Origin of the sequence: Klebsiella sp. 2680 (assembly GCF_900198535.1) — a bacterium.
Taxonomy (GTDB): domain Bacteria; phylum Pseudomonadota; class Gammaproteobacteria; order Enterobacterales; family Enterobacteriaceae; genus Klebsiella; species Klebsiella indica.
On sequence record NZ_FZNJ01000003.1, the window covers coordinates 218,475 to 243,744 of the forward strand.

Here is a 25,270-nt window from a genome sequence, read left to right on the forward strand (position 1 = left end):
CCGAAAGGAAAAACAATGCCAAGGTATATAAACGTCGCCATTGGTCAATTAGGACCAGTGAATCGCGAAGACTCTCGCACATCTGTAATAAACCGTATGATGAAAATGATGCGGGAAGCCAAAGCGCTTGCTGCTGATATTATCGTCTATCCAGAACTGGCATTAACGACATTTTTCCCACGCTGGTATATGGAAAAAGAAGATATTGACCAGTGGTTTGAAAAAGAGATGCCGAGTAAAGAAACTCAACCGCTATTTTCACTGGCCAAAGAGTTGAGTATTGGTTTCTATTTGGGATATGCCGAAAAAGAGACTAAAGATGGCTGCGCACATTATTATAACAGCGCAATTCTGGTTGATAAGCACGCTGAAATTATTGGGAAATATCGCAAAGTTCATCTGCCAGGCCATAAAGAATATGAGCCGTGGAGACGTTTTCAACATCTGGAAAAACGTTATTTTGAACCGGGCGATCGCTTTCCTGTATGGACCGCTTTTGATGGCGTTATGGGCATGGCGCTTTGTAATGATCGCCGCTGGCCGGAAACGTATCGGGTTATGGGGTTGCAGGGAGTAGAAATGGTGTTCATCGGCTATAACACGCCGGTACATAATGCCCCGGCACCGCTGCATGACGATCTGTCGCTGTTTCACAATCAACTTTCATTACAGGCTGGCGCCTATCATAACGGCTGCTGGGTAGTCGGTGTTGCCAAAGCCGGTTGTGAAGAGAATATTGAGCAAATAGGCGGGAGCTGTATCGTCGCGCCATCAGGCGAAGTTGTCGCCGCTTGCATCACGAAAGGTGACGAAGTGGTGGTCGCCCATTGTGATCTCGATTTTTGTCAAATTTATAAACGCACTACCTTTAATTTCGATCTCCATCGGCAGCCTCACGCTTATAAAGAAATTATCCAATATAAGGGCGAGACATTAAACGCTGACGGTTCGTTACGCTCATAAACTATCCATCCATTAAAACTGTGAGGTACTTTATGCTTCATCTTAAAAAGATTCTTCTGTTCTCCTTTTCATTCATATTGCTGGCCATGCTCTCCCGAATGGCAAATGCTGATGACGGTCTGGCAAAAATAAAGCAACGAGGCTCACTGATTGTCGCTACTGGCAATTATAAACCATTCGAATATTATGACGATAACAACCAATTAGTTGGTTACGACATTGATATTGCCAGAGCAGTGGCAAAAAAAATCGGTGTCAAACTAAAAGTGGAAGATATGCAATTTACCGCATTAATTCCATCGGTACAGAGTGGTCATGCCGATATGGTTATTGCCGCCATGTACATCACCGACACGCGAAAAAAAGTGGCGGATTTTTCACAGCCCTATTTAAAAACAGGCATGGTATTCGTCACCCGTTCTGATAATACGACCGTGACAAATGCTGCATCTTTAAAAGGACTAACCGTAGGGGTAAAAAGCGGTGCGACGAGCGAACAGATTGCGCACCAGCTTAATAAGGACATTCCCTTTACGATTAAAACCTATCAGGATACTGCCCAGCAGACCATGGACCTCGCGAATGGCCGCCTTGATGTAACAATCAACGACTTATTAAATCAGCTTGAGCTGAACAAGGTCTTCCCACAGGTAAAAATTGTTGGCAAACCATTTACTGAGGCAGCGCTGGGTATTGCCGTAGCGAAGGGTAACACTTCGTTATTATCCGTCATTAATGCGGTAATCGCTGAACAAAAAGCAAATGGTGAAGCTGAAAGCCTCTATAAAAAGTGGATTATTGGGCAGTAACTTTCTTTCCAGGGTAAATCCTAATGATGACGCTGAATTATGAAGTTGTATTAAGCAAAATGCCATTATTGCTTCAGGGCTGTTTAATGACTCTGGAAGTATCCCTATTGGCTTTATTACTGGGGGTGACCACAGGGATTATTGGTTCATTATGTCGCCTGTCCACCAATAAATTTCTGAACCTGTTAGCATTCCTGTATGTCTGGTTTTTTCGTGGTACTCCTTTTATGGTTCAGCTTTTTATTCTCTATTTTGGTTTACCGAGTATTGGTCTGCCAATGAGTAGTATGAGTGCCGGTATTATAGGACTGGGGTTATATACCGGCTCCTATATCACGGAAATCATCCGCGGTTCTATTTTAGCCGTAGATAAAGGCCAGGCGGAGGCGGCTGAATCGTTAGGTATGAATGGTCCACAAGCGCTCTGGCATATCATTGCGCCGCAGGCCATTAAGTTATGCATTCCGGCACTGGTTAATCAATTCATAATGACCATTAAGAACTCCTCTATCGTCTCTTTAGTCACGATATCGGAACTCTTTCATGTGGCGGATCGCATTAACTCATCAACATTTCGTTCATTCGAAGTTTATACCACTATCGCGGTGCTGTACCTGATCATGAACTCGGTCTTCATGATTGTGGCAGCCAGACTGGAAAAAAGGATGGCCCGTTCATGAATCATTATATGCTTGAAATGCATCAGGTCACAAAACGCTTTGGCGATCACGAAGTGCTAAAACAATTTTCCTTACTGGTTTCCCCCGGTGAAAAAGTCGTACTGATCGGGCCGAGCGGTTCAGGAAAAAGCACCGTACTCCGCTGTATTAACCATCTGGAACCAATCCAGGGCGGGAATATTATCGTCAACGGTCACGAGGTAAGAGATAAACGTTCCTTGCGCCAGTTGCGCCAGAACATCGGTATGGTGTTCCAGCGTTTTAATCTGTTTCCCCATAAAAGCGTACTGGAAAACGTTATGTCCGGACCGGTCATCGTCAAAAAAATGCCCGTTGCCGAAGCCCGCCAACGAGCACTAAGCCTGTTGGATCGCGTCGGCCTTGCCGACAAAGTGCACAGCTACCCCAAAGAACTCTCTGGCGGCCAGCAACAGCGCGCGGCCATTGCCCGGGCGCTCGCCATGAATCCTGATGTCATGCTGTTTGACGAGCCGACTTCCGCGCTTGACCCTGAGCTGGTTGACGAGGTGCTGTCGGTAATGACCAATTTGGCTAAAGAGGGCATGACGATGCTGGTCGTCACGCATGAGATGGCGTTCGCCCGTGAATTTGGCGATCGTGTTCTGTTTATGGATCAAGGCATGGTGGTCGAGGAAGGCACCGCAGAACAGATATTTACTGCGCCGCAACAGCAGCGGACCCGCGATTTTTTACGCCGCGTATATCGTCACGCAAATTAACCACAATCCCCAGGAGAGAGACAATGACAGATCTGATTCGCGCGGTCGTTAACTCATCACGTTCAGCGCCCAATGATGTGCTGTCGGCCTTCACGCCATCAGTGTTGAAAAATGTTATCGCGTTCCATCAATCCATTCCCGGTTATCGCCCAACGCCACTAACACCGCTTCCACTGCTCGCCCGTACGCTGGGAGTAAAAACGATACAAGTGAAAGATGAGTCGCACCGTTTTGGCCTCAATGCCTTCAAGGCGCTGGGGGCATCCTGGGCGATGGCGAATCACCTTGCGCAGCAACTGGAGCTAACGGAGCAATCGCTCACCTTCCCCCAGCTACAAGCAGCGTTGCGCCATCAGCCTTCGCTAACTCAAACCTTTGCGACCACGACGGACGGCAATCACGGGCGCGGCGTGGCGTGGATGGCACGCCTGTCAGGACAAAAAGCGGTCATTAACATGCCCGCCGGCACCACCACCGAACGCTTACAGGCGATCCGCGCGGAAGGTGCGGCAGCGCAGATTGTACCGATGAACTATGACGATGCCGTACGTCTTACCGCAAAGCAGGCGGAGGAAGCAGGTTGGGTTATCATGCAGGATACGGCCTGGCCCGGTTATGAAGCGATCCCCTTGTGGATCATGCAGGGCTATAGCACGCTGATTACTGAAATCGCAGAACAGCTCACTGAATTGCCCACCCATCTTTTTGTTCAGGCTGGCGTTGGCGCGTTTGCTGGCGCTATTCAAGCGGCAGCCATTGCCCGCTGGGGCGAACAAGCGCCCAGAGTGATCATTGTTGAATCCAGTCAGGCAGATTGCCTTTACCGTTCAGTCCAGCGCAACGACGGACAAACCGTCGCCGTCAGCGGCGCGCTGGAGACTATTATGGCCGGTCTCGCCTGTGGCGAAGCCAATACGATCGCCTGGCCCATTCTTCGCGATAACAGCTACGCCTTTCTCTCCTGTGAAGACGAGGTCGCAGCACTCGGAATGCGCATGTTAGCCGCGCCCTGCCCGGGCGATATGCCCATTACCAGCGGAGAATCCGGTGCGGTCAGCGCCGGTGCGCTGGGGATACTGATGCAGCCGGACTATGCATCAATGGCACAAATGCTCGATCTGGATCACAACGCCCGCGTTCTGCTAATCAGCACCGAAGGCGATACCGACAAAGCCGGCTATCGCAACATTGTCTGGGGCGGCCAGCATACGCTTTCCTTGTAGTCACCATCTAACCTTCGAGAACAAGAATGAATCAACAACGCCAAAATACGGTTATCACCTGCTGCCAGCGTTTAATCCAGAAACAAAGTTACTCCGGGCAGGAAAAAGCGGTCGTGGATGAAATTCACACTATTATGACGGAACTGGGCTACGACGAGATCACCATTGATCGCTACGGCAATATTATCGGGATGATGAAAGGCCATCTGCCGGGCAGACATATTCTGTTTGATGGGCATATTGATACCGTTCCGGTAAATGCCGCTCAGTGGCAATACTCCCCCTATTCCGCGGAGATTATCGATGACAAAATATATGGTCGTGGCACTTCCGATATGAAAGGAGCAGTTGCCGCCATGCTGACCGCCATTAGCAATTTCGCCCACGATAGCAACCGGCAGTTTGCCGGAAATCTGTACGTCTCCTGTGTTGTACATGAAGAGTGTTTTGAAGGTGTCGCCAGCCGGTTGATCAGCCAGAATGTGAAGCCGGATGTGGTGATCATTGGCGAAGCCTCCGAGCTGAATCTGAAGATTGGTCAGCGCGGGCGCGCAGAAATCTTACTGGAAACTTTCGGTAAACCTGCCCATTCCGCCAACCCGGAAACCGGCATCAATGCGGTCTATAGCATGGCTACTTTACTGAATGCGTTGCAAAAACTACCCGTGGAACAACACCCGCAGTTAGGTAAAGGGATCCTGGAAGTAACGGATATTAAATCCTCCCCCTGGCCTGGCGCTTCCGTGGTTCCTGACTATTGCCGGGCCACAGCAGACCGTCGTCTGCTCACCGGAGAAACACCGGCATCCGTGCTTGCGCCATTGCAGATGTTGCTCGATCAGTGCGCCGAACATAACCCACATTTTAAGGCGAAAGTGAGTTTTGCTGAGGGAGAGGAAACGTGCTGGACTGGTGAACAGATTCAGGCGATGCGGTTTTTCCCTGGTTGGATCATGGATGAGGCCAGCCCGTTGGTGCAAACCGCTCTGACCGCTTTGCGTGAATCCGGTCTGACGCCAGAGGTGACCACCTATTCTTTCTGCACTAACGGCAGCCATTATGCCGGTGAAGCAAATATCCCAACGCTCGGCTTCGGGCCATCACGGGAGAACTTAGCTCATGTGATCGATGAATACATCGAAGTGAAACAACTGCTGGGCGCATCACAGGGTTACTATGCGTTGGCAAAAGCGTTAACTAAATCTGAAAGTTGAGCCGCCGATGCCGTTAGAGACAGCTTGATTGCGGAGGCTTTCACGTGCAGAACGCCCGATTCCGACTGCGCAGAGCATACTGATGTTCTGTGCGTCGGAACGTATTTGTTCAGAGGGTATCACATCGCTGAGCAAGATATTACCGGGCGGTGTCCCGTAACGGGTCTCGGTATCGTCATTGTGCCCAAAGCCTATCATCAAGGCCGAGGGCGCAGGACATCATGGGTCTGCGTTCAAGCCTGATAACGCGGAGGAGAGACGTTGCAGGTTTAACTCTGCCCAGAAGATGGCTTCTGTATTGCACAAAACTTCACTAACCGTAATTTCAGCAGTATCCGCCTTCCGTTTAATCACATGGCGATTTCTTTTGCTCAACTTTAATCGTTTATACGAATTTACAAGCCGTCTCGTATGCCTGACAGATTCCGGTATACTTCGGTGATACAAATTTATCGATTTACATGGGTTTAAAGCGGTTTCATATGAGACCTCTTGATGCGCCAAAAGACTTAAAAACGAGTTAAATCAATATGCAAGAGTCTATCGACAAGGATATATCTGCCCACACCCCGATGATGCAGCAGTATCTCAAGCTGAAAGCCCAGCACCCGGAGATTCTGTTGTTCTACCGCATGGGCGATTTTTACGAACTGTTTTACGATGATGCGCGCCGTGCCTCACAATTACTCGATATCTCGTTGACCAAACGCGGTGCATCTGCTGGTGAACCGATTCCAATGGCGGGTATCCCACATCATGCGGTAGAAAACTACCTTGCCAAATTAGTCAATCAGGGCGAATCCGTCGCCATCTGCGAACAGATTGGCGACCCGGCTACCAGCAAAGGCCCGGTAGAGCGCAAGGTCGTGCGCATCGTTACGCCTGGCACCATCAGCGATGAAGCGCTGTTGCAGGAACGCCAGGACAATCTGCTGGCCGCCATCTGGCAGGACAGCAAAGGCTACGGCTACGCTACGCTGGATATCAGTTCCGGGCGTTTTCGTCTGAGCGAACCGCCTGACCGGGAAACGATGGCCGCAGAATTACAACGCACTAATCCTGCAGAACTGCTGTACGCCGAAGATTTTGCCGAAATGTCGCTGATTGACGGCCGCCGTGGTTTACGCCGCCGTCCGCTATGGGAATTTGAAATCGACACTGCTCGCCAGCAATTAAATCTGCAATTTGGTACACGGGATCTGATTGGCTTTGGCGTAGAGAACGCGCCACGCGGACTGTGCGCGGCAGGTTGCCTGTTGCAATATGTCAAAGATACCCAGCGCACCTCCCTGCCGCACATTCGTTCCATTACGATGGAACGTCAGCAGGACAGCATCATTATGGATGCCGCCACGCGCCGTAATCTGGAGATCACCCAGAACCTGGCAGGCGGTGTGGAGAATACGCTGGCTTCAGTGCTCGACTGCACCGTCACGCCGATGGGCAGCCGTATGCTTAAACGCTGGCTGCATATGCCAGTCCGCGACACTAAAATTCTGATCGAACGTCAGCAAACTATCGGCGCGCTGCAGGAGTTCACTGGCGAATTACAGCCAGTGCTGCGTCAGGTAGGCGATCTGGAACGTATTCTGGCGCGCCTTGCCCTGCGTACCGCCCGGCCGCGGGACCTCGCCCGTATGCGCCACGCTTTTCAGCAACTTCCTGAACTGCGCGCGCAACTGGAAACCGTTAACAGCGCCCCGGTACAAATGCTGCGTGAAAAAATGGGCGAATTCAGCGAACTGCGAGAACTGCTTGAGCGCGCCATCATTGAGGCGCCACCGGTCCTGGTGCGTGACGGCGGTGTTATTGCCCCTGGCTACAACGAAGAACTGGATGAATGGCGCGCACTGGCTGACGGAGCGACCGACTATCTGGATCGACTGGAAATCCGCGAACGCGAGCGAACGGGTCTGGACACGCTGAAAGTCGGGTTTAACGCGGTACACGGCTACTACATCCAGATCAGCCGCGGGCAGAGCCATCTTGCCCCGATAAACTATACCCGCCGCCAGACGCTGAAAAACGCCGAACGCTACATTATTCCTGAGCTGAAAGAGTATGAAGATAAGGTTCTGACCTCTAAAGGCAAAGCGCTGGCACTGGAAAAGCAGTTATACGACGAGCTGTTCGATATACTGCTGCCGCATCTTGGCGACCTGCAACAGAGCGCCAGCGCGCTGGCAGAGCTTGATGTGCTGGTGAACCTCGCCGAGCGCGCGGAAACGCTCAACTACTGCTGCCCTACGTTTAGCGATAAACCCGGTATTCGTATCAGCGAAGGCCGTCACCCGGTGGTTGAGCAGGTACTGAAAGAGCCGTTTATCGCCAACCCGCTGCATCTCGCGCCACAACGAAGAATGTTGATTATTACCGGCCCGAATATGGGCGGGAAAAGTACCTATATGCGGCAAACCGCACTGATTGCGCTGCTGGCTTATATCGGCAGCTATGTGCCGGCTGAGAAAGTAGAAATCGGCCCTGTTGATCGTATCTTCACTCGCGTTGGCGCAGCGGATGACCTGGCCAGCGGTCGCTCAACCTTTATGGTGGAGATGACCGAAACCGCCAATATTCTGCATAACGCCACCGAACACAGTCTGGTGCTGATGGATGAAATTGGCCGCGGCACCTCGACCTATGACGGCCTGTCTCTGGCATGGGCCTGTGCGGAAAGTCTGGCGAATAAGATTAAAGCGCTGACCCTGTTCGCGACTCACTACTTCGAATTAACCCAGTTACCGGAGAAAATGGAAGGCGTCGCGAATGTGCATCTGGACGCGCTGGAGCATGGCGATACCATCGCCTTTATGCACAGCGTGCAGGACGGGGCAGCAAGCAAGAGCTACGGACTGGCGGTTGCCGCGTTGGCTGGCGTGCCGAAAGAGGTAATTAAACGTGCGCGCCAGAAACTGCGCGAGCTGGAAAGCATTTCACCCAACGCAGCCGCCACGCAGGTGGACGGGACCCAGATGTCACTGCTGGCGGTCGCGGAAGAAGCCTCGCCAGCCGTTGAAGCGCTGGAGAACCTCGACCCGGACTCTCTGACGCCGCGTCAGGCGCTGGAGTGGATCTACCGGTTGAAAAGTCTGGTGTAAATCAGAAATGCCCGGTGGCGCTGCGCTTACCGGGCCTGCTAAAAATATCAAAATGTGTAGGCCGGATAAGGCGTTAGCCGCCATCCGGCTTGTTTATTTAGCGCTTATCTTCCGCCAGCAAAGGGGGAATGCTCGGCACCATCGGCGCCTCATCAATATCCTTCTGCGTCATACGGAAGGCTTCCGGATAATGTTCGCGGCTGGTACGGCGTAGCGGCTCGGTATCACGCCAGGTGTACAGACAATGCTGGCACTGGAATACCGTCCAGATATTTTTTACCGGCGAGGTCGCCATCACTTCAATATGCTCATCAGCACAACGTGGACAAATCATCTGCAACTCCTTATTTACGGTTGACCAGCATGGCGGTCAGCTTTTCAGCCCAGGCTTTGGTTTCCGGTAAGTCACGTACCGGCTGGCTATAGTGACCACGATTATCCGGCGCAACCGGCGTCGTCGCGTCAATGATCAGCTTGTCGGTGATCCCCGCCGGGCTTGAGCCCGGATCAAGCTCCAGCACCGACATATTCGGCAGCTGTACCAGGTCTCCTGCCGGGTTAACTTTCGATGACAGCGCCCACATCACCTGCGGCAGGTTAAACGGATCGACATCCTCATCAACCATAATCACCATCTTCACATACCCCAGACCGTGCGGCGTGGTCATTGCCCGCAGGCCGACCGCGCGGGCAAATCCGCCGTAACGTTTTTTGGTGGAGATAATCGCCAGCAGACCGTGGGTATACATGGCGTTAACCGCCTGCACTTCCGGGAACTCCGCCTTCAGTTGCTGATACAATGGCACACAGGTCGCTGGTCCCATCAGGTAGTCGATTTCAGTCCACGGCATGCCGAGGTACAGAGATTCAAAGATGGGTTTTGTGCGATAAGAGACTTTATCAATACGCACGACGGTCATGTTCCGGCCACCTGAATAATGACCGGTGAATTCGCCGAATGGCCCTTCTATCTCACGCTTGCGCCCTTCGATTACCCCTTCAAGGATCACTTCTGACCCCCACGGCACATCAAAGCCAGTCAACGGCGCGGTGGCGATTGGATACGGGCTTTCGCGCAGCGCGCCCGCCATTTCATATTCCGACTGATCGTATTTCAGCGGCGTGGCGCCCATCAGAGTGATGATCGGATCGTTACCGAGCGTAATAGCAATCGGCAGATCTTCGCCACGCTCTTCCGCTTTGTGCAGATGCAGGGCGATATCGTGCATCGGTACCGGCTGCAGACCCAGCTTACGCTTCCCCTTCACTTCCATGCGGTAGATGCCGACGTTCTGTTTACCAAAGTGGTCCGGGTCGAGCGGATCGCGTGAAACCACGCAGGCTTTATCGAGATAAAAACCGCCATCGCCATCGTTCAGACGGAACAGAGGCAGAATATCAAACAGGTTAATGTCCTCGCCGTCAGCACTGTTTTCCGCCCAGGCCGGGTTCGGCCGACGCTCCGGCGTCACCGGGAATGTGTCCCAGCGGCGAATAAACTCGTCAATCTGCTTTTTCACCGGTGTATTCGGCGGTAATCCCAGTGAGATTGCGTGATTCTGCCAGGAACCGATGGTATTCATCGTCACGCGGGCATCGGTGAAGCCGCGGATATTGTCAAACCACAAGGCCGGAGCGCCATCGCCAATTCGCCCGGTGGCGTTCGCCGCGGCGGCCAGATCCGGCTCCGCGTTAACTTCTTCGCTAATTTTCAGCAGTTGCCCCTGCTCGTCCAGCGCCTGCAAAAAGCTGCGTAAATCATCAAAAGCCATTATTCATTCTCCTGTGAAAACTTCTCTACCGCCCGTAACCCTTGCCAGCGGCGCGCTTTGTGATACTCCAGTCCGAACTGATCCAGCACCCGCGTGACAATATGGTCTGTAACGTCCTCAATGGTTTCAGGATGGTTGTAATAAGCGGGCATCGGCGGCACCATCGCCACTCCCATGCGTGACAGCGCCAGCATGTTTTCCAGATGGATAGTGCTCAATGGCATTTCTCGCGGTACCAGCACCAGCTTACGCCCCTCTTTCAACATCACATCCGCCGCGCGCCCAACCAGTCCCTCGGCATAACCGGCACGAATACCGGCCAGCGTTTTCATGCTGCAGGGGATAATAATCATCCCGTCGCAACGAAATGAACCTGATGAGATGACCGCGGCCTGGTCTGCCGGGCTATGTGAGAAATCGGCCAGCTCTGCGACCTGGCGAACGTTCCAGGACGTTTCCAGAGCGATGGTGGTTTTGGCCCACTTTGACATAACCAGATGCGTTTCCACTTCCGGCATTTCACGAAGCGCCCTGAGCAATGCCACCCCCAACGGCGCCCCCGTCGCCCCCGTCATCCCGACAATCAGTTTCATCGTTACCTCACACATTGTTCGTATACGAACATTTTTATTAAAACTACGCTTGCCAGGATATCGACGCAAGTTGCTTCGTGGACGATCGCATTTTTAATCAATACAGGAAATACAACTAAAAGCCCCGCCGAACGGCTATCATAGAACTAACGGGTTTATTACGGAGTGGTCATGGAGTTAAGAAACGAAGCATTCCATCTGTTACGCCAGCTTTTTCAGCAGCACACCGCCCGCTGGCAGCAGACCCTGCCTGACCTCACCAAACCGCAATATGCGGTGATGCGTTCAATCGCGGAGCAGCCAGGTATTGAACAGGTGACGTTAACGGAAGCAGCGGTAAGCACTAAGGCGACGCTGGCAGAAATGCTGAGCCGTATGGAGAGCCGCGGGCTGGTTCGTCGCGAACAGGATCCGATGGATAAACGCCGCCGGTTTGTCTATTTAACGGCAGAAGGTGAAGCGCTGCTGGCAAACTCAATACCGCTGGGTAATGGCGTTGATGAAGCGTTTCTGTACCGGCTAAGCCAGGAAGAACGTCTGCTGTTCTCCAGCCTCATTCAAAAAATGATGACGAAAGAGCAGATGAATGCGTGCGACCAGATCGACAAAAAAGAAAAAGGCCCAATCGCATGATTGAGCCTTTTTTAAGAAAGGTATCTTACTCGCGGAAAAGCGCTTCGATGTTCAGCCCCTGCCCCTGCAGGATCTCCCGCAGACGGCGCAGGCCTTCAACCTGGATTTGACGCACGCGTTCGCGGGTCAGGCCAATTTCACGGCCAACATCTTCCAGCGTCGCGGCTTCATAACCCAGCAAACCAAAGCGACGCGCCAGCACCTCACGCTGCTTGGCGTTCAGTTCAAACAGCCATTTGACGATGCTCTGTTTCATATCATCGTCCTGCGTGGTGTCTTCCGGACCGTTGTCTTTCTCATCGGCCAGAATATCCAGCAGCGCTTTTTCCGAATCGCCACCCAGCGGCGTATCCACCGAGGTTATGCGCTCGTTCAGACGGAGCATACGGCTCACGTCATCAACCGGTTTATCCAGTTGTTCGGCTATCTCTTCCGCACTGGGTTCATGGTCCAGCTTATGGGACAATTCACGGGCGGTACGCAGATAGACGTTCAGCTCTTTGACGATATGAATGGGTAAACGAATGGTACGGGTTTGGTTCATAATCGCCCGTTCAATCGTCTGACGAATCCACCATGTCGCATAAGTTGAAAAACGAAACCCACGTTCCGGGTCAAATTTTTCAACGGCGCGAATCAGCCCCAGATTACCTTCTTCGATCAGATCCAGCAGGGCCAGACCGCGATTACCGTAACGACGGGCTATCTTAACGACCAGACGCAAATTACTTTCAATCATCCGGCGGCGTGATGCAACATCACCACGCAGTGCTCGACGGGCAAAATAAACCTCTTCTTCAGCCGTCAACAGTGGGGAATAACCAATCTCACCCAGATAGAGCTGCGTCGCATCAAGCACCCGTTGGGTGGCCCCTTGCGCAAGAAGCTCTTCCTCGGCCAGATCGCTATCACTGGGTTCCTCTTCAACCAAGGCTTTCTCGTCAAAAACCTCGACTCCGTTCTCATCAAATTCCGCGTCTTCATTTAAATCATGAACTTTCAGCGTATTCTGACTCATAAAGATGGCTCCTACCCGTGATCCCTGAGCAAAGCACCTTCGCTAAACATCATTCAAACGACGCCCGGACGATACCCTGAAGTACCCAGGTAAAAAGGGCACTCGCGACCGCCCTGGCGCCTTTTACAGATGCTGAACGTATCCGTACTTTGCCAAATTATCGCTGCGGCAAGTACTGCAGCGGGTTGACGGATTTCCCCTTGTAACGAATTTCAAAATGTAATCTTGTTGAGCTGGTTCCGGTGCTACCCATGGTAGCGATTTTCTGCCCCGCTTTAACGTCCTGTTGTTCCCGGACCAGCATAGTATCGTTGTGAGCGTAGGCACTCAGGTAATCATCGTTGTGTTTGATGATAATAAGATTACCGTAACCGCGCAGTGCGTTACCGGCATAGACGACGCGCCCATCTGCGGTCGCGACAATAGCCTGCCCTTTACTGCCTGCAATATCGATACCTTTGTTTCCGCCTTCGGCTCCACTAAAGTTCTCGATAATCTTGCCCTCAGTCGGCCAGCGCCATGAAGAGATCGGCGAACTGGTTGACATACTGCTTGCAGTCGATTGCGTTGTACTGGCAGTCGGTGCCGTTACTGGCGCGACGGTCGTCGTCGCAGGCCGGTTATTCGGCAACATCTTATTAGCACTCTGTTCACCTGAGGATTCAGAATACGTAATAGTTGGCTGCGACGCAACCACTCCGGTGGAATTTTGTGCAGATTTTGTAGTCAGCATCCCACCGCCGCTGGCCTTCGCGCTGGCCTGGGCGACGGCGTTATCGCCGGTGATCGGCTGGCCTGAAGCATTGCCGACCTGTAGCGTCTGACCAACGCTCAAACTATACGGTGCCGGGATATTATTGCGCTGCGCCAGGTCGCGGAAATCGTTTCCGGTAACCCACGCAATATAGAACAATGTATCGCCGCGTTTAACGGTATAGGTGCTACCGCCGGTGTAGCTACCTTTCGGAATATCGCCATATTTGCGGTTGTAAACAATCCGGCCGTTCACCGTCTGCACCGGCTCCTGTGCCATCGGCTGAATCCGGGTCGACTGCGTCTGTACCGGGCGCGCCTGTGGAACAATGGCAGAACCGCTTTTTGATGGCGGGGTAATCAGCATTCCGGAATTAGTGCTGGAAGACGAAGCGCCGCCAACCGAACTAACCGGCGCAGGAGAACGATTAGCGCTGCTACAACCCGCCAGCCAGAGTGACACCAGTGATAAAGCCGCAATGCGGCTTAAGGTAAATTTTGGGCTTCCCGCGCTCATTTATCCCCCCAGGAATATGTTAACTGCCAATCTCTTACTCACCGGACTGCGCCCGGCCAGGACACGAAAAATGCGCCCACACTATGCCTAAATACGAGCAAAAAAACCTGGAATAATCCGGGTTCAGGCCAATTCCCCTTTAACGAGAGGAACAAAACGCACCGCTTCGACAGTATCAATCATAAATTCGTTGCCGCGGCGACGGACCCGCTTCAGAAACTGATGCGCTTCGCCCACCGGCAGCACCAGCACGCCGCCATCATCCAGTTGCGCCAGCAGTGCGGACGGAATTTCTGGCGGCGCAGCAGTGACGATAATCGCGTCAAACGGCGCGCGTGCCTGCCAACCCTGCCATCCATCACCGTGACGGGTTGAAACATTATGTAAATCAAGTTGTTTCAGGCGACGGCGGGCGTGCCACTGTAAACTCTTAATCCGCTCAACCGAGCAAACATGGTGCACCAGATGCGCCAGAATCGCCGTCTGATAGCCAGAACCGGTGCCAATTTCCAGCACCCGTGATTCCGGCGTCAGCGCCAGAAGCGCCGTCATTCGCGCCACCATATAGGGTTGCGAAATAGTTTGCCCCTGCCCTATTGGCAGCGCCGTGTTTTCCCACGCTTTATGTTCAAAGGCTTCATCAACGAACTTTTCGCGCGGTACTTGCGCGATAGCGTCCAGCACGCGCTCATCGGCAATGCCCTGAGCGCGAAGCTGATTGAGAAGACTTTCAACACGTTTGCTTACCATTGTGTATCAACCCCGACGCGATCCAGCCAACCGCTAACCACCTCATGCGCGCTGTGGGCCGTTAAATCAACATGCAGCGGCGTGACAGAAACATAGCCTTCATCTACTGCGGCAAAATCGGTATCCGGCCCGGCATCGTACTTTTCGCCCGGCGGGCCAATCCAGTACAACGTGTTGCCGCGCGGATCTTTTTGCGGGATCACCTGGTCGGCGGGATGACGGCTGCCGCAGCGGGTGACGCGAATACCTTTGATCTGCTCAAGGGGCAAATCCGGTACGTTGATATTAAGAATACGACCAGTACGCAGCGGCTCCCGCCTTAACGCCCGCAGAATCGAACAGGTGACCGCGGCTGCGGTGTCATAATGCTGATAGCCGTTTAGCGAAACGGCCAGCGCCGGAAAGCCGAGATGACGGCCTTCCATCGCAGCGGCCACGGTACCGGAATAGATCACATCATCACCGAGGTTAGGCCCGGCGTTGATGCCCGAGACGACAATATCCGGACGCGGCCGCATCAGAGCATTTACGCCAAGGTAAACGCAGTCCGTTGGCGTGCCCATCTGCACAGCGATATCGCCATTGTCAAAGGTAAAAGTGCGTAGCGAGGACTCCAGAGTCAGGGAATTCGACGCGCCACTGCGGTTACGATCGGGTGCAACTATCTGAACCTCAGCGAATTCCCGTAAGGCCTTTGCCAGGGCCTGAATGCCCGGCGCATGAATCCCGTCGTCGTTACTCAGCAATATTCGCATAGTCACCCGTTGTATTGATAAGCTCCCTTACCACACTGGTGGCGAAGCTGCCCGCAGGCAGCCAGAAACGCAGTTCAACGGTAACGTCATCCCACCAGTTCCAGCGCATCTGCTGCGGATAAAGCAGCATTGCCCGGCGGGCCGCCTCCACTTTTTCACGCACCAGCAGCATTTGTAATTGCGTCTCTTCGGCCACCGCCGCCCGTTCAGCGGCCAGCGCATCCCGCTGGCTCCCCCAGTCACCGCTCCCCGGAAGCGCCGCGGTAATCATCAGCTCACGGCTGTCCACGCGCGCCTGGAGTTGCGCCCGTTCTTCCGCAGTCGCGACAAACCAGCTTCCGCGCCCCGCTAATTGTAGCGCATCGCCATCAACAACCTGATTAAATTCCGGTTTTTTTAATCTAATACCAACCTGTTGATTAAACAATGCGCTGCGGGCCGCCGACAACCAAAAACTGCGTTTATTGCGATCGCGCACCGACGCGCCGCTCTCGGCCCAGCGCAGAGCCCCCAGCAGGTTACTGCCGCCGATACCAAAGCGCTGGGCGCCGAAATAGTTCGGTACGCCGCGTTCGGCAATCGCCTGTAAACGCCTTTCGACATCGTCACGCGCACTGATTTCGCGCAGCACCAGAGTGAACTGGTTGCCTTTTAGCGCCCCGAGCCGCAGTTTCCGTTTATGTCGCGCGTACTCCAGTACCTTGCAGCCTTCAAGCTGAAATTTGCTCAGATCCGGCATCGCTTTCCCCGGTACTCTGGCGCACAGCCACTGTTCAGTGACCGCATATTTGTCTTTTTGCCCGGCAAAACTCACTTCACGTGCATGAATTTTAAGAAACTTCGCCAGCGCATCAGCAACAAAACGCGTATTACACCCGTTTTTCAGAATCCTCACCAGCACATGCTCGCCTTCACCGTCAGGCGCAAAGCCGAGATCCTCAACCACGACAAAATCTTCCGGGTTCGCTTTCAACAGCCCCTGGCTAAGCGGTTTACCGTGCAGATAAGTGAGTTCGTCAAACGCTATCATTTCTCCGCCTTATGCAGCAGCGCCACCGCTTCGCAGGCGATGCCCTCGCCACGCCCGGTAAAGCCCAGCTTTTCGGTAGTCGTCGCTTTGACGTTAACATCATCCATATGGCAGCCGAGATCTTCCGCAATAAAAACGCGCATCTGCGGAATATGCGGCAACATTTTCGGCGCCTGAGCGATGATGGTGACGTCTACGTTGCCGAGGGTATAACCTTTTGCCTGAATCCGGCGCCACGCCTCGCGCAGCAGCTCACGGCTATCGGCGCCTTTAAAGGCCGGATCGGTGTCGGGGAACAGCTTACCGATGTCCCCCAGCGCCGCCGCGCCCAACAGCGCGTCGGTCAGCGCGTGTAACGCGACATCGCCATCAGAATGCGCCAGCAGCCCCTTTTCATAAGGTACACGCACGCCACCGATAATGATTGGGCCTTCACCGCCAAAAGCGTGTACGTCAAAACCGTGTCCAATTCGCATTAAGCCTTCTCCTGGTGTCGGGAACGGGTAAGGTAAAATTCAGCCAGCGCCAGGTCTTCCGGGCGCGTTACTTTAATATTATCTGCGCGCCCGGCAACCAGTTCAGGATGGAAGCCGCAGTACTCCAGCGCCGAGGCTTCATCGGTAATGATCGCCCCTTCATTAAGCGCGCGCGTCAGGCAATCGACAAGCAGTTCGCGAGGAAAAAATTGCGGCGTCAGCGCATGCCATAAATCGTTGCGTTCAACCGTGTGGGCAATAGACGACTTTCCCGGCTCCGCACGTTTCATGGTATCGCGAACCGGCGCAGCCAGAATGCCGCCCGTGCGGCTGGTTTCACAGAGTTGCAGCAGGCGGCTGAGATCGTCCTGATGCAGGCAGGGACGCGCGGCATCATGCACCAGCACCCAGTCGGCCTCGACAAGCGCCTGCAGGCCCGCGAGGACGGAATCCGCACGTTCCGTACCGCCATCAACAACGGTAATTTGTGGATGATTGGCCAACGGTAATTGGCTAAAGCGCACATCGCCAGGGCTGACGGCAATAACCACCCGCCGTATACGCGGGTTTGCCAACAGCGCAGCGACCGCGTGTTCGAGAATCGTTTTGTTACCGATTGAGAGATATTGTTTAGGGCATTCCGTTTGCATGCGGCGGCCAAAACCGGCTGCCGGCACCACGGCGCAAACGCCCGGAAAAGTGGCTGCCATGTTGTAATCCTGGGCCTGTTTATCGATTATTCTGCTGTTGCCCCGACGCCTGGTTGCGTTTTGACGCATCCGGTACCAGACGATAAAACGTTTCGCCCGGGCGGGTCATACTGAGTTCATTGCGCGCACGCTCTTCGATCGCTTCCAGACCGCCGTTGAGATCGTCAATTTCGGCGAACAACTGATCGTTGCGAGCCTTTAATTTAGCGTTAGTTGCCTGCTGCGCGGAGACATCGTCATTAACCCGGCTATAGTCATGCAGACCATTTTTGCCGAACCACAGCGAGTACTGAAGCCAGACCAGCAAAGCCAATAATAGCAGCGTTAATTTACCCATTCTGCCCCCTGAAAAACGGCATCATCATCCCATAACTCGCGCGAGTACTCTACCCGGGCGCGCGGACGACGCCGCGTAACGCGGGGACTGTACCACATTTTTACCGTTGATACCCAGGCCAGATTCATTCGAAAAATGGACTAACCCAGTAACCAGAGGAACAGCAGGCCGAACAGCAGGCCGACGGTTAACAACGTCGCACAGACGCTGTACTGAAGTTTACCGTTCAGCAGTGAATGCAGCGCGATGCCGACCACGACGGCAACCGGCATTAACGCCAGAAAGAACGGCCAGGTGTAGAGGAGAAAAAATAGCGTGTTACTGCCATAAATCAGGAAGGGAATACCCAGTGCCAGCAGCCATGAAATAAACCCCACGGCGGCCCCCGATAGAGACCAGTTGGTCTCATCGTTGACTGCCGGTGGCGGCTCGGAACGAATAATACTGATGTTCTGGGTATTGCGCATAATAAATCCTGTTGACCTGGCGACCGGCACCCATCAATGATGCCGCTGCCGTTTCAGGATCTGATAATATCGCGCTCCCGGAGCAGGTCTAATAGTTGGTGCACCAAATTTGTTACCAATTGTTGACCGTCGAGATGAACGTCTGCCTGCTCCGGAGATTCATACACTGAATCAATACCGGTAAAGTTACGCAATTGTCCGGCCCGCGCCTTCTTATACAAGCCTTTCGGGTCCCGCGCTTCGCAGATGGCCAATGGCGTGTCGACAAAAACCTCGATAAAACGCCCTTCGCCTAAGCGCTCGCGCACCATTTGCCGCTCCGCGCGATGCGGAGAAATAAATGCCGTCAGGACGACCAGGCCGGCCTCAACCATGAGCTTCGCCACTTCGCCCACGCGGCGAATATTTTCTCTGCGGTCATCATCGCTGAATCCAAGATCGCTGCACAAACCGTGGCGCACGTTGTCACCATCAAGCAACCAGGTGCTGACCCCCAGTTTATGAAGCGCCTCTTCCAGCGCGCCAGCAACCGTTGATTTTCCTGAACCGGAAAGTCCCGTAAACCAGACCACCGCCCCCTTATGCCCATGCAGCGCTTCACGATCTTCCCGCGTTATCGCATGAGCATGCCAGACGATATTTTCATCATGCCCGGCCATTACTTGCCCCCCAGCAAGTCGCGCGCATCCCAGTGCGGGAAGTGCTTGCGAATCAGTTGATTCAGTTCAAGCTCAAACGCACTGTATTGCGACGCAGCCGTCGGCGCCTGTGCATGCGTTTCACGCACCAGGCCTGCGCCCACGGTAACGTTAGAGAGACGATCAATAAAGATCAGCCCGCCGGTCACCGGATTATCCTGATATTTATCCAGCACCATTGGTTCGTCGAAGGTCAGATCCACCAGACCAATCCCGTTCAGCGGCAGCGATTCGACATCATGCTGCGTCAGGTTGTTGATGTTAACCTGATAGCGGAGCCTATCAACACGGGCGCGGGTTTTCTTACCGGCGATTTTAATGTCATAGCTCTGACCCGGAGCCAGCGCCTGTTCCGCCATCCACACCACATCAATGCTGGCGCTTTGTACCGCAGGCAGGGATACCGACGCATCCACCAGAAGATCGCCGCGGCTAATATCAATCTCATCTTCCAGCACGATAGTAATCGCTTCCCCGGCTCCGGCCTGCTCCAGGTCGCCATCAAAGGTGACAATGCGCGCGACACGAGATTCCACGCCCGATGGCAGCACCTTCAGGCGCTGTCCGACCGTCACGTTGCCGGACGCAACCGTACCGGAAAAACCGCGAAAATCGAGGTTCGGGCGGTTGACGTACTGCACCGGGAAACGGAACGGCTGACTTTCCACCACTCGCTGAATCTCGACGGTTTCCAGCACTTCCAGCAGCGTCGGACCGCTGTACCACGGCATGTTATCGCTCTGGTTGGCGACGTTGTCCCCTTCCAGCGCCGACAGCGGCACAAAACGAATATCCGGGTTGCCCGACAGTTGCTCAGCGAAGGTCAGATACTCTTCGCGGATGGTGTTAAAGATCTCTTCACTAAAATCAACAAGATCCATTTTGTTCACCGCCACCACCAGGTGCTTGATCCCCAGTAGCGTGGAGATAAAGCTGTGACGGCGGGTTTGGTCCAGCACCCCTTTCCGCGCGTCGATCAGCAGGATTGCCAGCTCGCAGGTTGACGCGCCGGTCGCCATGTTACGGGTGTACTGCTCGTGCCCGGGCGTATCGGCGATAATAAATTTACGTTTCTCGGTAGAGAAATAACGGTAAGCCACGTCGATAGTGATGCCCTGCTCACGCTCGGCCTGCAGACCGTCCACCAGCAACGCCAGATCCAGTTTTTCGCCCTGAGTACCGTGACGCTTGCTGTCATTATGCAGCGATGACAGCTGATCTTCATAAATCTGTCGGGTATCGTGCAGCAGTCGGCCAATCAGGGTGCTTTTACCATCATCAACGCTGCCGCAGGTCAGAAAACGCAGCAGGCTTTTGTGCTGCTGAGCGTGCAGATAGGCTTCTACGCCGCCTTCATCGGCAATTTGTTGTGCAATAGTGGTATTCATGGCGGCTCCTTAGAAATAACCCTGACGTTTCTTCAGCTCCATAGAGCCTGCCTGGTCGCGGTCAATCACGCGCCCCTGTCGTTCGCTGGTGGTAGAGACCAGCATCTCTTCGATGATCTCCGGCAGCGTTTGCGCATTAGACTCCACCGCGCCGGTCAGCGGCCAGCAACCGAGGGTACGGAAGCGCACCATCTGTTTTTTGATCATCTCTCCAGGCTGCAAATCAATCCGATCATCGTCGATCATCATCAGCATGCCGTCACGCTCCAGCACCGGGCGTTCTGCCGCCAGATACAGCGGAACGATTTCAATGTTTTCCAGATAGATGTACTGCCAGATATCCAGCTCGGTCCAGTTGGAGAGCGGGAAGACGCGGATGCTTTCGCCTTTGTTAATCTGGCCGTTATAGTTGTGCCACAGTTCCGGGCGCTGATTTTTCGGGTCCCAGCGGTGGAAGCGATCGCGGAAAGAGTAGATTCGTTCTTTTGCGCGGGATTTCTCTTCATCGCGGCGCGCGCCGCCGAACGCCGCGTCAAAGCCGTATTTATTCAGCGCCTGCTTGAGCCCTTCGGTTTTCATGATATCGGTATGCTTGGCGCTGCCGTGAACGAACGGGTTAATCCCCATCGCCACCCCTTCCGGGTTTTTATGTACCAGCAGCTCGCAGCCGTAGGCTTTCGCGGTACGGTCACGGAACTCGTACATTTCGCGAAATTTCCAGCCCGTATCAACATGCAGCAGCGGGAATGGCAGGGTTCCGGGATAAAACGCTTTACGCGCCAGATGCAGCATTACGCTGGAGTCTTTACCGATGGAGTACATCATCACCGGGTTAGAGAATTCGGCGGCCACCTCGCGAATGATATGGATGCTTTCCGCCTCCAGTTGCCGCAGGTGAGTGAGTCGTTTTTGGTCCATAACCGTTCCTTATAAGGCCTGGTGCAACAGGCGTTATTGTTGCAGCCAGTTTGGTTACGGACAGCGCACAGCAACCGGAGCGTACAAAAGTACGTGAGGATTACGAGCACTGCCCGGAGCCAAAATGGCAAATAAAATAGCCTGTCGCGCCGGGACTAAGCCAGATTTACCACAGAAGAGTTAAACCCTTCTGCCGTCGTTGCGTGTTGAAACCAGGCGAGCTGTTGATGTAATTGCACCACTTCGCCCACCACCAGCAGAGCGGGAATCGGAGCGTCTTCCGCCAGCTGTTCCAGTTGTTGTAATATGCCGGTCTTCGTTTGCTGATCGGCGCGAGTTCCGCGAGAGATCACCGCTACCGGGGTATTGCGATCGCGACCATGGGCGATCAGATGCGCGCTGATTTGCGCCGCTTTCAGACTGCCCATGTAAATCGCCAGGGTCTGGCCGCTTTGCGCCAGTCGTGCCCAGTCGAGTGAGGCGTTTTCCGCACTATCGTGACCGGTAATAAAAGTGGTGCTCTGGGCATAATCCCGATGAGTGAGCGGAATACCGGCATACGCCGTCGCCCCCGCCGCGGCCGTAACGCCAGGAACAACCTGAAACGGGACACCCGCAGCCGCCGCAGCCTGTAGTTCTTCACCGCCGCGACCGAAAATAAACGGGTCGCCGCCCTTCAGGCGTATTACCGTTTTGCCCTCTTTTGCCGCCGCCACCAGCATTCGGTTGATCTCCTGCTGCGGTACGGAAACACCAGACGCGCTTTTACCAACGCAGATCGTCTCGGCGTCGCGGCGTACCAGCTCACGCACCTCCGGAGTAACCAGATGGTCATAAAACACCACATCCGCCTGCTGAATAGCCTGCAGGCCGCGCAGGGTCAGCAGCCCGGCATCGCCCGGTCCTGCCCCGACAAGAATAATTTCACCGGTGCGCTTTCCCGGCTGCCTGAGTTCGTCTTCCAGCACCTTTTTCGCCTCGGCTTCGTTGCCTGCCAGCATCAGGCTGGCAAAGCGGCCGGTAAACACGCGCTCCCAAAAGCGGCGGCGTTCGGCGGTGGTTTTGAGATGGATTTTAATATGGTGGCGCCAGTTGCTCGCCGTTTCGACCAGCCGCCCCAGATTGCCCGGCAGCAACGCCTCTATTTTTTCGCGCAGAATGCGGGAAAGCACCGGCGCCTTCCCGCTGGAAGAGATAGCCACCAGCAGCGGAGAACGATCGACAATTGAAGGAAATATAAACGAGCACAGCGCCTGGTTATCAACCACGTTGACTAACCGATAGCGCGCGTTAGCCGCGGCGGCGACGCGCTGGTTCAGGTCATCATCTTCAGTCGCGGCAATCACCAGGAAAACGTCATCGAGCTGCTGCTCTTCAAATGCGCTCGCTTGCCACTGAATTTCCTGGCGCTCAACCTTCTTGGCCAGTTCCGGAATCAACGCTTCCGCAATAATCCGGACCTTCGCTTGCGCACGTAACAGAAACGTAATTTTGCGAGCGGCAACCTCGCCACCGCCGATAACCAGTACGGATCTTTCTTTCAATTCGGCGAACAAGGGCAAGTAATCCACTACACAAAAACTCTCTTACAATCACAATAGGGCGACTATAGGGTGCGGTTCAGAGCAAATGAAATGACGAAATGGAATGAGTTGTTACTCAAAGGAATAACGAGCTGGAAAAGCAAATATCAAAAAGTGCTTAACATGCGATTTTTCCGCCATTTAAGCGCAATTGAAATTGTTTAACGACGGTCACAGTTTCATACTACGCGGGAAAAATTGTTTTATGTGCTTAAGGACCGACTATGTTTTCCGCATTGTGCCATCGCCTTCTCCCTCTGGCGTTAGGCGCAGGTTTTGTCTTCTTCGCCGCCCCGGCAATGAGCGCCCTGGGTGAAACCGCCAATGCACAAGCTCGTCATATCGCCACTTTTTTCCCCGGAAGAATGACCGGCTCGCCCGCCGAGATGCTGTCAGCAGATTATTTGCGTCAGCAGTTCATGCATATGGGTTATAAGAGCGATATTCGCCGTTTTAATACCCGTTATATTTACACCGACAACGATAAACGCCAAAACTGGCAAAACGCCACCGGCAGCACGGTTATCGCCGCGCATGAGGGTAAAGATCGCCAACAGATTATCATCATGGCGCACCTTGATACCTACGCGCCGCAGAGCGATGCCGATGTCGAAAATAACCTCGGTGGCCTGACGCTGCAGGGTATCGATGATAATGCGCTGGGGATTGGCGTAATGCTGGAACTTGCCGAAAAGCTAAAAAATGTCCCTACTCGCTACGGTATTCGCTTTATCGCTACCAGCGGCGAAGAGGAAGGCCGTCTTGGCGCGCAAAACCTGCTGAAACGCATGAGCGACGCGGAGAAGAAAAACACGCTGTTGGTGATTAATCTCGATAATCTGGTGGTGGGTGATAAGCTCTACTTTAATAGTGGCCGCAACACGCCAGCTTCGGTGCGTAAGCTAACCCGCGACCGGGCGCTGGCTATCGCGCACAGTAAAGGTATTAGCGCATTCAGCAATCCCGGTTTGAATCCTGCCTACCCAAAAGGTACCAGTTGCTGTAACGATGCCAGCGTGTTTGATGAAGCGGGCATCCCGGTGCTGTCCGTGGAAGCCACTAACTGGTCGTTAGGAAGAAAAGATGGTTATCAGCAGCGCGCCAAATCCCGTTCGTTCCCGAATGGCACCAGTTGGCATAATGTGCAACTGGATAACCAGCAGCATATTGATAAAGCGCTGCCGGGCCGAATTGCGCAGCGCAGCCGCGATGTCATGAGGATTATGCTGCCGTTGGTTAAAGAACTGGCGAAAGCGGAGAAAAAAACGTCTCAAAACAGGCTATCAGCAAAGCCCGCCCGCAAAGGCGAATGATAAACCCTATCCGCGTCTCCCCCTGCTGTCTTGCGACTATAATCCCCGCTGGCGCGGGGAACACTCATCGTAGAAATCCTCCACGAACGTACAGCCCGGTTTATCCCCGCTGGCGCGGGGAACACCAATACGCGGAATATATAACCACGCTCAATATCGGTTTATCCCCGCTGGCGCGGGGAACACACCAGCTTGAGCGGCGTCAGTGCCGCCACAGGCGGTTTATCCCCGCTGGCGCGGGGAACACACGGGCCGGATGAAACAATCACCTCGAACTGCCGGTTTATCCCCGCTGGCGCGGGGAACACTGGCCGTCAGTGTGGATGATATAAAAACCTGACGGTTTATCCCCGCTGGCGCGGGGAACACAAGGCTTCACGTCCCGTTTTGACTTTTCCGTCCGGTTTATCCCCGCTGGCGCGGGGAACACGTTTTAATTGCCCGCTTCTTTTTGTCAAAGATCGGTTTATCCCCGCTGGCGCGGGGAACACGCAATTCTTTTCAGACAAAATGTTGATAACCTCGGTTTATCCCCGCTGGCGCGGGGAACACTTAGCGTTGCCCAGGCTCGAACGCCAACGCCAGCGGTTTATCCCCGCTGGCGCGGGGAACACTGCTGTACTGCCTCAACGCCAGATCAAAATCACGGTTTATCCCCGCTGGCGCGGGGAACACTTTCCCCGGCCAGATTGACGATCTCATGCTGCCGGTTTATCCCCGCTGGCGCGGGGAACACGTTGGTGCGGTGCCCGAGTTTGCGAGCTGAACCGGTTTATCCCCGCTGGCGCGGGGAACACATCAGAATGCCGTGGCAGCACCGGCCACCACGCGG

At 54.0% G+C, this 25,270-nt stretch carries 26 protein-coding genes; 9 read left to right on the forward strand and 17 right to left on the reverse strand.

Annotated features, from left to right (window positions below):
* Positions 1-15 precede the first annotated feature (15 nt).
* The 7 genes from FN037_RS14275 (at position 16) to mutS (ending at position 8,727) form a co-directional block, all read left to right on the forward strand.
* A complete protein-coding gene (locus FN037_RS14275; protein ID WP_142502523.1) occupies positions 16-963 on the forward strand; it encodes an N-carbamoyl-D-amino-acid hydrolase in 948 nt (315 codons plus the stop codon).
* Between the two features lie 32 nt (positions 964-995).
* On the forward strand, positions 996-1,772 hold the full coding sequence (locus FN037_RS14280; protein WP_142502524.1) for an ABC transporter substrate-binding protein: 777 nt from the start codon (positions 996-998) through the stop codon (positions 1,770-1,772).
* Between the two features lie 23 nt (positions 1,773-1,795).
* Positions 1,796-2,452 carry an amino acid ABC transporter permease gene (locus FN037_RS14285; RefSeq protein ID WP_206665966.1) on the forward strand — a complete coding sequence of 219 codons (657 nt, stop codon included), beginning with the start codon at positions 1,796-1,798 and terminating at the stop codon, positions 2,450-2,452.
* 8 nt (positions 2,453-2,460) lie between these two features.
* A complete protein-coding gene (locus tag FN037_RS14290) occupies positions 2,461-3,192 on the forward strand; it encodes an amino acid ABC transporter ATP-binding protein (protein WP_138359875.1) in 732 nt (243 codons plus the stop codon).
* A gap of 23 nt (positions 3,193-3,215) precedes the next feature.
* Positions 3,216-4,415 carry a diaminopropionate ammonia-lyase gene (locus FN037_RS14295; RefSeq protein WP_138359846.1) on the forward strand — a complete coding sequence of 400 codons (1,200 nt, stop codon included), beginning with the start codon at positions 3,216-3,218 and terminating at the stop codon, positions 4,413-4,415.
* A 26-nt stretch (positions 4,416-4,441) separates the two neighbouring features.
* Positions 4,442-5,629, forward strand: coding sequence for a YgeY family selenium metabolism-linked hydrolase (locus FN037_RS14300; protein ID WP_142502525.1), 1,188 nt, complete (start codon positions 4,442-4,444; stop codon positions 5,627-5,629).
* 530 nt (positions 5,630-6,159) lie between these two features.
* Positions 6,160-8,727, forward strand: a complete 2,568-nt coding sequence (gene mutS / locus FN037_RS14305; protein WP_138359848.1) for a DNA mismatch repair protein MutS — start codon at positions 6,160-6,162, stop codon at positions 8,725-8,727.
* Between the two features lie 97 nt (positions 8,728-8,824).
* On the opposite strand, the gene FN037_RS14310 is transcribed toward mutS, so the two are convergent.
* Genes FN037_RS14310 through FN037_RS14320 form a run of 3 tightly spaced genes read right to left on the reverse strand, consistent with a single transcriptional unit; the run spans position 8,825 to position 11,092 of the window.
* Entirely contained in the window at positions 8,825-9,061 is a 237-nt protein-coding gene (locus tag FN037_RS14310) for a non-oxidative hydroxyarylic acid decarboxylases subunit D (RefSeq protein ID WP_138359849.1), read from the reverse strand.
* Positions 9,062-9,071: 10 nt separating this feature from the next.
* Positions 9,072-10,499: a non-oxidative hydroxyarylic acid decarboxylases subunit C gene (locus tag FN037_RS14315; RefSeq protein WP_142502526.1), complete on the reverse strand. Its 1,428-nt coding sequence runs from the start codon at positions 10,497-10,499 to the stop codon at positions 9,072-9,074.
* On the reverse strand, positions 10,499-11,092 hold the full coding sequence (locus FN037_RS14320; RefSeq protein WP_138359851.1) for a non-oxidative hydroxyarylic acid decarboxylases subunit B: 594 nt from the start codon (positions 11,090-11,092) through the stop codon (positions 10,499-10,501). The genes FN037_RS14315 and FN037_RS14320 overlap by 1 nt, the downstream gene beginning before the upstream one ends.
* 171 nt (positions 11,093-11,263) lie before the next feature.
* On the opposite strand from FN037_RS14320, the gene FN037_RS14325 reads away from it, so the two are divergent.
* A complete protein-coding gene (locus FN037_RS14325; RefSeq protein WP_142502527.1) occupies positions 11,264-11,725 on the forward strand; it encodes a MarR family winged helix-turn-helix transcriptional regulator in 462 nt (153 codons plus the stop codon).
* A 25-nt stretch (positions 11,726-11,750) separates the two neighbouring features.
* Here the strand turns inward: FN037_RS14325 and rpoS are convergent, their stop codons facing one another.
* The 13 genes from rpoS to cysG all read right to left on the reverse strand — a co-directional run bounded on the left by rpoS (position 11,751) and on the right by cysG (position 23,104).
* Positions 11,751-12,743 carry an RNA polymerase sigma factor RpoS gene (rpoS, locus tag FN037_RS14330; protein ID WP_138359853.1) on the reverse strand — a complete coding sequence of 331 codons (993 nt, stop codon included), beginning with the start codon at positions 12,741-12,743 and terminating at the stop codon, positions 11,751-11,753.
* A gap of 157 nt (positions 12,744-12,900) precedes the next feature.
* Positions 12,901-14,013: a murein hydrolase activator NlpD gene (gene nlpD, locus FN037_RS14335; RefSeq protein WP_138359854.1), complete on the reverse strand. Its 1,113-nt coding sequence runs from the start codon at positions 14,011-14,013 to the stop codon at positions 12,901-12,903.
* 123 nt (positions 14,014-14,136) lie between these two features.
* Positions 14,137-14,763, reverse strand: coding sequence for a protein-L-isoaspartate(D-aspartate) O-methyltransferase (locus FN037_RS14340; protein WP_138359855.1), 627 nt, complete (start codon positions 14,761-14,763; stop codon positions 14,137-14,139).
* A complete protein-coding gene (surE, locus tag FN037_RS14345) occupies positions 14,757-15,518 on the reverse strand; it encodes a 5'/3'-nucleotidase SurE (RefSeq protein WP_138359856.1) in 762 nt (253 codons plus the stop codon). The genes FN037_RS14340 and surE overlap by 7 nt, the downstream gene beginning before the upstream one ends.
* Positions 15,499-16,548 (reverse strand): tRNA pseudouridine(13) synthase TruD, encoded by a 1,050-nt coding sequence (gene truD / locus FN037_RS14350; protein ID WP_142502528.1) that lies wholly within the window; start codon positions 16,546-16,548, stop codon positions 15,499-15,501. The genes surE and truD overlap by 20 nt, the downstream gene beginning before the upstream one ends.
* On the reverse strand, positions 16,545-17,024 hold the full coding sequence (ispF, locus tag FN037_RS14355) for a 2-C-methyl-D-erythritol 2,4-cyclodiphosphate synthase (RefSeq protein ID WP_138359858.1): 480 nt from the start codon (positions 17,022-17,024) through the stop codon (positions 16,545-16,547). The genes truD and ispF overlap by 4 nt, the downstream gene beginning before the upstream one ends.
* Positions 17,024-17,734, reverse strand: a complete 711-nt coding sequence (gene ispD, locus FN037_RS14360) for a 2-C-methyl-D-erythritol 4-phosphate cytidylyltransferase (RefSeq protein WP_138359859.1) — start codon at positions 17,732-17,734, stop codon at positions 17,024-17,026. Before ispD ends, ispF begins: the two co-directional genes overlap by 1 nt.
* Positions 17,735-17,753: 19 nt before the next feature.
* Positions 17,754-18,071, reverse strand: coding sequence for a cell division protein FtsB (ftsB, locus tag FN037_RS14365; RefSeq protein ID WP_138359860.1), 318 nt, complete (start codon positions 18,069-18,071; stop codon positions 17,754-17,756).
* A gap of 140 nt (positions 18,072-18,211) precedes the next feature.
* A complete protein-coding gene (locus tag FN037_RS14370; protein ID WP_138359861.1) occupies positions 18,212-18,538 on the reverse strand; it encodes a DUF3561 family protein in 327 nt (108 codons plus the stop codon).
* 53 nt (positions 18,539-18,591) lie between these two features.
* Positions 18,592-19,197 (reverse strand): adenylyl-sulfate kinase, encoded by a 606-nt coding sequence (gene cysC / locus FN037_RS14375; RefSeq protein WP_142502529.1) that lies wholly within the window; start codon positions 19,195-19,197, stop codon positions 18,592-18,594.
* Positions 19,197-20,624: a sulfate adenylyltransferase subunit CysN gene (gene cysN, locus FN037_RS14380; RefSeq protein ID WP_142502530.1), complete on the reverse strand. Its 1,428-nt coding sequence runs from the start codon at positions 20,622-20,624 to the stop codon at positions 19,197-19,199. Before cysN ends, cysC begins: the two co-directional genes overlap by 1 nt.
* Positions 20,625-20,633: 9 nt before the next feature.
* Positions 20,634-21,542 (reverse strand): sulfate adenylyltransferase subunit CysD, encoded by a 909-nt coding sequence (gene cysD, locus FN037_RS14385; RefSeq protein ID WP_015369979.1) that lies wholly within the window; start codon positions 21,540-21,542, stop codon positions 20,634-20,636.
* Positions 21,543-21,697: 155 nt separating this feature from the next.
* Positions 21,698-23,104, reverse strand: coding sequence for a siroheme synthase CysG (gene cysG, locus FN037_RS14390; RefSeq protein ID WP_185929278.1), 1,407 nt, complete (start codon positions 23,102-23,104; stop codon positions 21,698-21,700).
* Between the two features lie 245 nt (positions 23,105-23,349).
* On the opposite strand from cysG, the gene FN037_RS14395 reads away from it, so the two are divergent.
* Positions 23,350-24,438, forward strand: coding sequence for an aminopeptidase (locus FN037_RS14395; RefSeq protein ID WP_138359865.1), 1,089 nt, complete (start codon positions 23,350-23,352; stop codon positions 24,436-24,438).
* Between the two features lie 552 nt (positions 24,439-24,990).
* On the opposite strand, the gene FN037_RS24785 is transcribed toward FN037_RS14395, so the two are convergent.
* Entirely contained in the window at positions 24,991-25,140 is a 150-nt protein-coding gene (locus FN037_RS24785) for a hypothetical protein (RefSeq protein ID WP_409513736.1), read from the reverse strand.
* Positions 25,141-25,270 lie beyond the last annotated feature (130 nt).

Excerpts from the sequence above, each read along its gene's own strand:
- FN037_RS14275 (WP_142502523.1), top strand. The coding sequence starts at position 16 with ATGCCAAGGTATATAAACGTCGCCATTGGTCAATTAGGACCAGTGAAT.
- FN037_RS14280 (WP_142502524.1), top strand. The coding sequence starts at position 996 with ATGCTTCATCTTAAAAAGATTCTTCTGTTCTCCTTTTCATTCATATTG.
- FN037_RS14285 (WP_206665966.1), top strand. The coding sequence starts at position 1,796 with ATGATGACGCTGAATTATGAAGTTGTATTAAGCAAAATGCCATTATTG.
- FN037_RS14290 (WP_138359875.1), top strand. The coding sequence starts at position 2,461 with ATGCTTGAAATGCATCAGGTCACAAAACGCTTTGGCGATCACGAAGTG.
- FN037_RS14295 (WP_138359846.1), top strand. The coding sequence starts at position 3,216 with ATGACAGATCTGATTCGCGCGGTCGTTAACTCATCACGTTCAGCGCCC.
- FN037_RS14300 (WP_142502525.1), top strand. The coding sequence starts at position 4,442 with ATGAATCAACAACGCCAAAATACGGTTATCACCTGCTGCCAGCGTTTA.
- mutS (WP_138359848.1), top strand. The coding sequence starts at position 6,160 with ATGCAAGAGTCTATCGACAAGGATATATCTGCCCACACCCCGATGATG.
- FN037_RS14310 (WP_138359849.1), bottom strand. The coding sequence starts at position 9,061 with ATGATTTGTCCACGTTGTGCTGATGAGCATATTGAAGTGATGGCGACC.
- FN037_RS14315 (WP_142502526.1), bottom strand. The coding sequence starts at position 10,499 with ATGGCTTTTGATGATTTACGCAGCTTTTTGCAGGCGCTGGACGAGCAG.
- FN037_RS14320 (WP_138359851.1), bottom strand. The coding sequence starts at position 11,092 with ATGAAACTGATTGTCGGGATGACGGGGGCGACGGGGGCGCCGTTGGGG.
- FN037_RS14325 (WP_142502527.1), top strand. The coding sequence starts at position 11,264 with ATGGAGTTAAGAAACGAAGCATTCCATCTGTTACGCCAGCTTTTTCAG.
- rpoS (WP_138359853.1), bottom strand. The coding sequence starts at position 12,743 with ATGAGTCAGAATACGCTGAAAGTTCATGATTTAAATGAAGACGCGGAA.
- nlpD (WP_138359854.1), bottom strand. The coding sequence starts at position 14,013 with ATGAGCGCGGGAAGCCCAAAATTTACCTTAAGCCGCATTGCGGCTTTA.
- FN037_RS14340 (WP_138359855.1), bottom strand. The coding sequence starts at position 14,763 with ATGGTAAGCAAACGTGTTGAAAGTCTTCTCAATCAGCTTCGCGCTCAG.
- surE (WP_138359856.1), bottom strand. The coding sequence starts at position 15,518 with ATGCGAATATTGCTGAGTAACGACGACGGGATTCATGCGCCGGGCATT.
- truD (WP_142502528.1), bottom strand. The coding sequence starts at position 16,548 with ATGATAGCGTTTGACGAACTCACTTATCTGCACGGTAAACCGCTTAGC.
- ispF (WP_138359858.1), bottom strand. The coding sequence starts at position 17,024 with ATGCGAATTGGACACGGTTTTGACGTACACGCTTTTGGCGGTGAAGGC.
- ispD (WP_138359859.1), bottom strand. The coding sequence starts at position 17,734 with ATGGCAGCCACTTTTCCGGGCGTTTGCGCCGTGGTGCCGGCAGCCGGT.
- ftsB (WP_138359860.1), bottom strand. The coding sequence starts at position 18,071 with ATGGGTAAATTAACGCTGCTATTATTGGCTTTGCTGGTCTGGCTTCAG.
- FN037_RS14370 (WP_138359861.1), bottom strand. The coding sequence starts at position 18,538 with ATGCGCAATACCCAGAACATCAGTATTATTCGTTCCGAGCCGCCACCG.
- cysC (WP_142502529.1), bottom strand. The coding sequence starts at position 19,197 with ATGGCCGGGCATGATGAAAATATCGTCTGGCATGCTCATGCGATAACG.
- cysN (WP_142502530.1), bottom strand. The coding sequence starts at position 20,624 with ATGAATACCACTATTGCACAACAAATTGCCGATGAAGGCGGCGTAGAA.
- cysD (WP_015369979.1), bottom strand. The coding sequence starts at position 21,542 with ATGGACCAAAAACGACTCACTCACCTGCGGCAACTGGAGGCGGAAAGC.
- FN037_RS14395 (WP_138359865.1), top strand. The coding sequence starts at position 23,350 with ATGTTTTCCGCATTGTGCCATCGCCTTCTCCCTCTGGCGTTAGGCGCA.
- FN037_RS24785 (WP_409513736.1), bottom strand. The coding sequence starts at position 25,140 with ATGAGATCGTCAATCTGGCCGGGGAAAGTGTTCCCCGCGCCAGCGGGG.